This is a genomic window from Blautia sp. CGZ-1-C1 (assembly GCF_056504575.1).
Window position 1 is genome coordinate 1 of the sequence record NZ_JBWLUT010000183.1, and the last position, 9,683, is coordinate 9,683.

The 9,683-nt window shown below is 41.2% G+C and carries 10 protein-coding genes and 1 pseudogene; all 11 read right to left on the reverse strand.

Annotated elements, in window-relative coordinates:
• Positions 1-211 (reverse strand): helix-turn-helix domain-containing protein (locus AC058W_RS16760; protein WP_479390371.1); only part of this gene is annotated, 211 nt, incomplete at its 3' end.
• A pseudogene (locus AC058W_RS16765) lies at positions 159-695 on the reverse strand (IS607 family transposase); the annotation flags it as partial. The pseudogene AC058W_RS16765 and the gene AC058W_RS16760, both read right to left, overlap by 53 nt.
• 162 nt (positions 696-857) lie before the next feature.
• A complete protein-coding gene (locus tag AC058W_RS16770; protein WP_479390372.1) occupies positions 858-1,628 on the reverse strand; it encodes a DeoR/GlpR family DNA-binding transcription regulator in 771 nt (256 codons plus the stop codon).
• Positions 1,629-1,857: 229 nt separating this feature from the next.
• Positions 1,858-2,838, reverse strand: a complete 981-nt coding sequence (locus AC058W_RS16775; protein ID WP_118609946.1) for an ABC transporter ATP-binding protein — start codon at positions 2,836-2,838, stop codon at positions 1,858-1,860.
• Complete coding sequence (locus AC058W_RS16780) at positions 2,838-3,827, reverse strand: ABC transporter ATP-binding protein (RefSeq protein ID WP_118609947.1); 990 nt, start codon at positions 3,825-3,827, stop codon at positions 2,838-2,840. Before AC058W_RS16780 ends, AC058W_RS16775 begins: the two co-directional genes overlap by 1 nt.
• Before the next feature lie 8 nt (positions 3,828-3,835).
• On the reverse strand, positions 3,836-4,759 hold the full coding sequence (locus AC058W_RS16785) for an ABC transporter permease (protein ID WP_118609948.1): 924 nt from the start codon (positions 4,757-4,759) through the stop codon (positions 3,836-3,838).
• Between the two features lie 3 nt (positions 4,760-4,762).
• Positions 4,763-5,701: an ABC transporter permease gene (locus AC058W_RS16790; RefSeq protein ID WP_118609949.1), complete on the reverse strand. Its 939-nt coding sequence runs from the start codon at positions 5,699-5,701 to the stop codon at positions 4,763-4,765.
• 140 nt (positions 5,702-5,841) lie between these two features.
• On the reverse strand, positions 5,842-7,428 hold the full coding sequence (locus AC058W_RS16795) for a peptide ABC transporter substrate-binding protein (RefSeq protein ID WP_368224424.1): 1,587 nt from the start codon (positions 7,426-7,428) through the stop codon (positions 5,842-5,844).
• Positions 7,429-7,898: 470 nt separating this feature from the next.
• Complete coding sequence (locus AC058W_RS16800) at positions 7,899-8,756, reverse strand: mechanosensitive ion channel family protein (RefSeq protein ID WP_479390373.1); 858 nt, start codon at positions 8,754-8,756, stop codon at positions 7,899-7,901.
• Positions 8,757-9,087: 331 nt separating this feature from the next.
• Positions 9,088-9,381, reverse strand: coding sequence for a DUF1294 domain-containing protein (locus AC058W_RS16805; protein WP_479390374.1), 294 nt, complete (start codon positions 9,379-9,381; stop codon positions 9,088-9,090).
• 28 nt (positions 9,382-9,409) lie between these two features.
• Positions 9,410-9,643 carry an HPr family phosphocarrier protein gene (locus AC058W_RS16810; RefSeq protein ID WP_117845054.1) on the reverse strand — a complete coding sequence of 78 codons (234 nt, stop codon included), beginning with the start codon at positions 9,641-9,643 and terminating at the stop codon, positions 9,410-9,412.
• Positions 9,644-9,683 lie beyond the last annotated feature (40 nt).

Genomic DNA, 9,683 nt, shown 5'->3' on the forward strand with positions numbered 1-9,683 from the left:
TCAGTAACCATGCATATTCATCAGAATGTCTAAGCTTCGTAAATTCTTTTCTGAGTTCTGCATCTGAAATGAATCCGCCGCCTTTTTCATAGTTCTCTATTTCCCTGGCCAAAGCCCAGTTATAAGCAAATCTTGAAGCACCTGCATACTGAAACATCTTAGTTTTCTGTACATTGTTTGGTATCAGCATTACTTTTATGGCTTTTACCATCTGCTTCCTCCTGTATCAGTTCACGGATAAGTTTCTTAGCTTTATCCGCTCGTTTTCCCTGTAATTTACAACTGAATACTGCGATTATCTGAACCAGATCTTCAACAAGTTCCTGCTGTTCGGATTTTTCAGTATTATCAATGATCTCAATCTCACAATTATAAAGTGAAGCGATATATTCTATCAGCCCAAAACCAAATCGTAATAGCCGATCTTTATATAAAACAACAACCTTTTCAACCTGATTTTGAGATGTTCACCTGATCAATTCCTGAAGTCCTTTTTTCTTATAATTAATCCCGGAACCGATATCACTTATTATCTCAAATGGCTGTCCTTTTGCCGAAAGATATGTCTTAGCATTATCAATCTGTCGTTCCAGATCATCTTTCTGTTTATGGCTGGAAACGCGACAATATCCAATTGTAATGCGTTTTTTAGGCTTTACATTTATTACCTGGTTGAGTTGCTCATCAGAATAATATTCTGCTCTAATATCTTATAAAGCTCAACATGTGCTTATATAATTTTATAATTTATATTTAACTGCTAATAACCTCCATCTTTTTCATTTAAGCCAGACAGATCACCCATTCTGCTGACTGATTTAACCAGATCAGGTAAGTCCCCCGAAAACTTACCTGTATCAGAACAATTTCACCCCTGCTCTCTCCAGTGTACTCACGATCGTATCATCCGGAAATTCATCCGTAACAATTCCGCTGATATCATCAAAGTATGCATATTTATAAGAATCGTTGAAATAGAATTTGTCCCTTTCCATAACAACATATTTATGTCTGCTGCTGTGCACGGCTGCTTTCTTTGTCAATCCGTCCTCTACCCCCAATGTAGTAATTGCACAGTCAGTCATATCCACACCGCAGCTTCCTATAAATGCACGGTCAAAGCTATACTGTTTGATCACTTCTATCGTTGCAGCTCCCATAAACCCGTTTACTGTCCGGTACATTGTTCCCCCTGTACCAATTGCAGTAATGGACGGATTTGTGGCAAGGATCTGCAGGATATCTATCATATTGCTCACCACTACCACACGCATATTTGACGTGGCAAGAAGCTTTGCCAGTTCGATATTTGTGGTGGAAATATCAAGGAAAATCGTCTCGTTATTCTTGATCAGTTTAAATGCTTTGGCTGCAATTGTTCTCTTTTTGTCAAGGTTAAACTGGCGTCTGTCTACTACGTCTCTCTTCAGCGGATAATCCTGTGAAAGGATTGCGCCGCCGTAGGTTCTCTTTAACTTACCGGCGTTTTCAAGAATCTTAAGATCTTTTCGGATACAGTCTTCTGTGACCTGAAAGATTTCACTCAATTCCTTAACCTTGACTTTTCCGTTTTCACGAAGGCATTTCTCTATTGCGCTTTGTCTTTCCTCAGTAAACACTATTCTCATACTCTCCCGTCTCTCATTCGGTTTCCACCATCTACTAATGAACAACTTTTCGTAACTATTCAGCAGTCTGCTATCCCGCGAGGTGTTTTGGCATGAATATGCCAAAATCCCGAGACATACAAGTCAAAATCCCATCGCCAAAGGCGATTTTTAATGGATTTTAACTCGTAACTGTGAGGGTACTGAACAGTTACAACTTTTCAATCTATTCTTATGTTTTATTGTAACTTTAGCAAAACTTAGAGCACGCCACGAAATGTCCTGGTTTGATTTCTTTCAATGGAGGTTGTGCACTCTTACATTGTTCTGAACAGTGCGGACAACGTGAAGCAAATTTGCACTCATTCCCAAGATTGATAGGGCTTGGAAGTGTTCCTTCCAGCATAATTCTCTTTCTGTTTTTCTCAATTTCAGGTTCCGGAATCGGAATCGCCGAAAGTAAGGCTTTAGTATAAGGATGAACCGGATTGTTAAAGAGTTCTTCACTGTCTGCCAGTTCCACCAGATATCCCAGATACATTACGCCAATCCTGTCACTGATATGTTTCACCATAGAAAGGTCATGAGCAATGAACAGATATGTCAGCCCTCTTTTTTCCTGAAGTTCTTCCAAAAGATTTACAACCTGTGCCTGAATCGAAACATCCAGCGCGGAAATCGGTTCATCACATACGATAAAATCCGGATTTACTGCCAGCGCACGGGCAATTCCCACACGCTGCCTCTGTCCACCCGAAAATTCATGAGGAAAACGATCCGCGTGTTCTGCCTGAAGTCCTACTGTTTCAAGCAAACGTATCACCTGTTCTTCTTTATCCTTGCGCTTCTTTGCAAGACCATGCGCATCCAAGCCCTCCCCTACGATATCCATGATTTTTCTTCTTGGATTCAAAGATGCATACGGATCCTGAAAGATCATCTGCATTCGTCCAGTCAGCTCATGTGCCTGTTTCCTGCTCATGCTTTTATCTACTTTCATACCATCAAAGGTAACGGTTCCCGATGTAGGCTCATAAAGATGAATCACTGTTCTTCCAAATGTAGATTTTCCACATCCGGACTCTCCAACAAGCCCGAGAGTCTCTCCTTTGTAAATCTGAAGTGTCACATCATCCACAGCTTTTAATGTCTGATTTTTGCCTACTTCAAAATATTTTTTCAGATGCTGCACATCAAGAAGCACCTGCTTTTCTGTTTTGTTGATTCCCATCAGGCTTTTCCTCCCTTCGCCCGCGGATCAAGAAGCCAGCAGGCTGATTTGTGGTCTGAACCACAGTCTGAATATTCAGGCATGAATTGCTGACATACAACCATGGTTTCATTACATCGTGCTGCAAATGGGCATCCTTTCGGCGGATCCATCAGATCCGGAGGTGTTCCCGGAATCGCGCGGAGACGATTACCTTTTTCATGTGCTTTCGGAATAGATGCCAGAAGACCTTTGGTATATTCATGACACGGATTTTTAAAAATTTCATATACATCACCGGTTTCTACCAATTTTCCTCCATACATAACTGCTACACGGTCTGCGATATTCGCCACAACACCCAGATTATGTGTAATGATAATAATAGATGTCTTTGTTTTTTTCTGCAAGTCACGCATCAGGTCGAGTATCTGCGCCTGAATTGTTACATCCAAAGCAGTGGTCGGTTCATCTGCAATCAGCACTTTCGGATCACATGCCAGAGCAATGGCTATGACAACTCTCTGCCTCATACCACCGGATAACTGATGCGGATACTGTTTATAACGCTGCTCGGGATTAGAAATTCCTACCAGGGAAAGCAGTTCGATTGCTCGTGCTTTTCTCTGCTCCGCTGTCATATCCATTTTATGTGCTTTCAGCATTTCTTCAATCTGTTTCCCGATTCTCATAGTTGGATTCAGAGATGTCATCGGATCCTGAAATACCATGGCAATCTCAGAGCCACGAATCGTCTGCATTTCTCTTTCCGTGTATTTGGTCAGATCTTTGCCGTTATACATGACAGTTCCTTCAGTAACTTTTCCGTTTTTCGGAAGAATCCCCATAATTCCTTTCATGGTAATAGACTTTCCGGAGCCGGACTCTCCTACTACTGCCAGTGTTTCCTGTTCATTGAGATAAAAGTTTACGTCACGGACTGCCTGTACGGTTCCTTTATGTGTTTTAATATGTATTGTCAGATTACTGACTTCCAGTATTTTCCCCATGTTTCTACCTACTTTCTCATCTGCGGATCCAGTGCATCTCTTAAACCGTCACCAAGAATACTGAAGCAGACCATGATCAACACGATTACGATTGCCGGACAGATCAGTACGTGAGGATAGTTCTGAAGAACCTGATATCCACCATTGATCAGAACACCCAGCGATGCCTGCGGTTCTGCAAGACCAATACCGATGAAGCTTAAGAATGCCTCTGTAAAGATTGCACTCGGAATTGTAAACATAACCTGAATTACAATAATACCTACAGTATTCGGAATCAGGTCTTTCATTATAATATAAAGGTTATTGCTTCCGAGAACATGGGAAGCCATTACAAACTCCTGATTTTTCAATTTCAGAATCTCCGCACGTACCAGACGTGCCATATTTACCCATCCTGTAATAGAGAGTGCTGCAATGATTGTTCCTACACCCGCCGGAAATGCCATCAGAAACAAAATTACAATGATTAAACTTGGAATACCAACCAGAATTTCAATAATACGCTGCATAATTGCGTCAACTCTGCCGCCAAGCAAAGCAGAAACTGCCCCGTAAAGTACGCCTACTACAAGGTCAAGCACTGCTGCCACCAGCGCGATCATCAGAGAAATTCGAGTTCCCATCCATACACGAGTCCATAAATCACGGCCGAACTGGTCACATCCAAAGATATGTCCTTTGGTCGGCGTGGAATATACATTACTATAATCTGTAAATGCAAAATCATATTTTGAAAAAATCGGTGCCAGAATTGCCAATAAGATAATGGCAATCAGGATAAATAAGGATACGACTGCCGCTTTGTTTTTTCGCAGTCTCGCCCATGCATCTGTGATCATACCGGAAGCCGGTGCAGCGATATGTTCCTTCTCATCTGCCGCAACTTCCGCTTTCACGAACATGGAGTCCTTTATCATTTCGTTATTCATGCTTTAGTTCTCCTTTCCTCTCGCCAGACGGATACGCGGATCGATCAGAGAGTATACAACGTCAACCAGTAAAACAATCAGCATATAGAATGCTGCATAAAAAATAGTGATACCCATGATTACCGGATAGTCATTGGCTTTGATGCAGTCTACAAAAAGACTTCCTATTCCCGGAATACTGAAGATATTCTCTACTGCCAGAGAACCGGTCAGTAAGTTTACCACAATTGGTCCAAGAACTGTAACAACCGGGATAATAGAGTTCTTTACTGCATGCTTCATCAGAACTTTCGCCTGACTGATTCCCTTGGCGCGTGCTGTCACAATATAATCCTGATCCAGAACATCCAGCATTTCTGTACGCATAAATCGCGCCACCTGTGCAGTCGCTGAAAATGAAAGGGCAATAGATGGCAGAATTGAACATGACCAGCTTGTCCAGAATGCAATTGGCAGGACTCCCCATTTCAAACCGATAAAATACTGAAGAAGAGCTGCCGCTACGAAGTTTGGCACCGAAACTCCCAGAACTGCCAGAATCATTGTAAAATAGTCAATTCCGCTGTTATGCTTCCATGCAGCCAGAACTCCCAGAATCAGTCCTAGAGCCAGGCCGATCAGCACCGCCTGAAGTCCGATCAGTGCCGATGGTCCCAGACGGCTTCCGATTACTTTCGCAACGTCCTGATTTACATATGTAAATGAAGTTCCCAGATCCCCACGGAGCATGTTTCCGATATATTTGACATACTGAACCGGTACCGGATCGTTTAACCCGTACATTTCCAGTACTTTCTCCTGCTGTGCAGGAGTCATAATGCTGAAACGCTCCGCATCAAAAGGTGTTCCGGGAAGATTTTTCATCAGGAAAAATGTACATGTGATAATGATCCATAAGGTTACCAGAATATAACCCAGACGCTTTAATACATATTTTACCATGTGTCTGTCTTCCTTTCTTTATTCAGATCTGTTCTTTTCAGACCTGTATCGGTGAATATAAAGGCAGGCAGCAATTCCCGCCGCCTGCCCTGTACATTTCAGGCAGATTCTTTCATCCACCTAATTATTTCTTTGATTTCTTATTCAAAATAAGCGTATTTGAATTCCATCGGCACTCCGATCGGATGTGTAATCAGATTTTTCACATTAGATTTTGTTAATGTAGCAGATCCTTTGTGATAAATCGGAGAAACAACCGCGTCTTCTGCTACCAGTTTCTTCTCAGCCTGAAGCATGTCATCCAGACGTTTTGTATCATCTGTCTGTGTTTTGGCATCAGCAATCAGAGAATTATATTCTTCGTCTACATAATTTCCACGGTATGGTGTTCCGTTTGTCCACAGATCAAGATATGTCATGGCATCATCATAATCTGCACCCCATGCAGTAACACCCATCTGATAGTTATTTGCGTCCATCTGCTCTCCACGTCCCTGCATGGTCTTTGTATCAATTTCCACAGTCAGACCAAGGTTTTTGCTCAGCTCGCTCTGAAGGAAAGTTGCTACAGATTTAGATACACTGTCATCACCAACCAGGACAGTCAGAGATTTTACTTCTCCCAGCTCCTTTAACGCTTCGTCATAATATTTCTTTGCTTCATCTACATCGTATACAGCAATATCACCATTGAGTTCACGGAATGTTTTCTCTCCGTCACCTGACATACCATCTGCTACCAGTCCGTTCCCTGGTACAGAACCATCTGCAAGCACAAATTCTGTCAGAGCGTTTCTGTCAATTGCATGGGAAATTGCCTGACGCATATTTACATTTCCAACTACATCATCTGTCAGATTGAACTGAAGATAAGTGGTACGGAAATCAACGGTCTGAGAAAATTCCGGATTGTCTTTATTTGCCGCAACATTTGTGGAATCCAGTTCTACCTGAGAAAGTTCACCGGACTGGTATGCGTTATATGCTGCGGAAGCATCTTTCATAACACGAACTTTAGCGTTCTCGATTTTTACATTGTCTTTGTCCCAGTAATTGTCATTCTTTGCAAGGGTAACACCAACAGCCGGATCATATTCTGTGATCACATATGGTCCACAGTAAACCATGTTGTCCGGTGTCAGACCGTACTGGTCACCTACACTATTGTAAAATTCTTCATTTACAGGGAAGAACATTGCCATTGTACACAGGTTTGTGAAATATGGTGTCGGATTTTTAAGCTGAACTTCCAGAGTCTGATCATCTACTGCCTTTACACCAACCTCGTCTGCTTCTACTGTTCCTTCGCTATATTCCTGACCATTTACAATGTAGTCATTCATAATAAAACTGTAGCCGTTTGTAGCTTCTGCACTCATCTGCTTCAGCCATGAGAATACGAAATCCCCTGCTTTTACCGGATCTCCGTTGCTCCACTGGATACCATCTCTTAAGTGGAATGTATAAGTAAGTTTGTCATCGCTGACGTCATAAGTATCGCAAAGTGCCGGCTGTGGCTGGTTGTTCTCATCCATACGAAAAAGACCTTCCTGTGCCTGATTGTTTACCAGTGATGCCTGTTCTTCAGATGCAGCCCACTGTACAAGAGTTTTTACTTCTGCGGTTACTGCTACGCTGAGTGTCTGAGATGCATCTGCTGCATATGCACTTACCGGTGTTGCTGCCATAGCCATTGTGAGCATAAGCGCTGCCATTCTTTTCTTCATATTCCTTTTTCTCCTTTCACTTCTGTGAACCTGTGCAGATCGTCACTGTAACCGTACAGCTCATCCTTTGCCCTGTTATCTGTTTACAACTGAATCACTGCCATATAGTTTCTTAAATAACTTTCTGCTTACTTTAGTTGTATGAAGTATATCAGATAGTATTCTTATTGTCAATTGTTTTGTATTGTTTTATTTGATTTTAATTTGTTTTTTTATTGAAATATACCATTACATTTTTTATGTTCTTTATATAGTTTCAATATTTTGCACAAATTCCAAGGTTTTTCGTTCGGGCAAATATTCGTAATTCGTCATGTTTCGCGGATTTGCAACAAATAACTGCTTTACAGTTTGAACACATAATAAAAATACCCAAGTAACAAAAGCTCTTTGCTTTTATCATTTGAGTATTTTTCACCATAAATATGTTATTGTGTTTGGTATTGTTTACAATAATTCTGTCCGGATTTTTAACTTTTTTTTACATGAACCTGTAGCTGATTGTACGGGATTTCAATTCCGTTTGCATCGAATGCTTCTTTGATCAGTTCATTAAGCCGCCACCTGGCAGGCCAGTATTTCTCCGTGGCTACCCACACCCGCAGTCCCATGACCACTGCGCTCTCTCCAAGCTCATCTACAAACACCACCATTCCCTGGTCGTCTTTCGTATCTTCATCATTATGAAGGATTTCTTCCAGGATTGCTTTTGCTTTCTTAATGTCTGAATCATAAGAAATTCCTACTTTGATCTCCAGCTTACGAAGATCTCTGGCAGTTACGTTTGTAATAATGCTGCCGGACAGCGTTCCATTTGGGATGACAATGTTTTTGTTATCTATGGAAATCAGAGTTGTATAACAGATTTCTATTTTGTATACAGTTCCTTCGCACCCATTCTGCTGTGCGATAATGATATAATCCCCCACCTGAAATGGTTTGAAGATCAGAAGCATGATCCCGCCTGCGATATTTGCAAGGCCGCCCTGCAATGCAAGACCTACCGTTACACCTGCAGTACCAAGCAGTGCCGCAATAGAGGATTCCTTCACACCAAAATGAGTGGCAATACTAAATACCAGCAAAATGTAAAGTACAATTCTCAACAGCGACCCTGTAAACTGGATCACACCTTTGTCTACAGACGCACGCTCCATGGACTTCTTTATGAAAGAAACAAACCACTGGATCACTTTGCGCCCGCCCACAAATACCAGCAATGCCATTACTACTTTCAGCCCCAGTTTCGTCAAATCCGGAAGATAGTCTGAAAAATACTGTTTATAGCTGTAATATAAACTTTTTGCCTCCTGAATTTCCTGTTCCAATATTTTTCACCTGCTCTCTTATATTTTTGTCATGTATTATTTTTCTGTCCTTCTTTCACTTAACAGACAGCTTTTCATATGATATCAGGGTTAAGAGATGTCTTTCCCCTGCCTTTATAAATCTGCGAATTGCTCTGCATCCAAAGCAACTCACGCAATTCTCATATAAGAGTAGCATAACATACCTCGTTCTCTGTAACAATCAATTTTATCTGCTTATAGCAATAGCATAATCCGGACAAAAAAGAAAGCGGACAATATATCCGCTTTACTGACACAGGATTTCACGCTCTGATGAGCTAAAATCAATATGCATTATTTATGAGGATTGCTATAAGTGCAGAATATTCCCCTTATTTCCCGAAAACAAAAAATAAATAATAAGTTGAATAATCAGTATTACCGGAACTCCTATCTTAAATTTCGGCTTTCTTGTTTTATGATGAAATACCTTCATACCGGCCAGAGCTCCCACCGATCCTCCGATCACCGCCAGAAATATCAGCTGCGCTTCCGGTATGCGCCACTGTCCGGCTTTTGCCTTGCTTTTATCCAAGCGATAGACAAAAAATGTAACTACATTAATGATAATCACATAAATATATAGAAGATTTGTAGATGTCATCTGCACCTGCGGATTCCTTTCTTTAATCTTAACATGCCAGACCTGCGATCACTGATTCAAAATCCTCATCATAGCCATCATATTTAAGTTCCAGAGGTTCTTCCACACCAAGGCTTAATACTCCGAGAATAGATTTGGCATCAATAAAAATTTTTCCTTTAGATACAATGTCAATATCAAATGGACATCTGACTGCCGCACAGACCAGTTTTTTTGCCGCCTCTACGTCATTAATCTTAATTGTCTTATTTGCTGTTGTCATATTCGGTAATCTCCCTTTCCTTTTGGTCTCCGGTTACCGT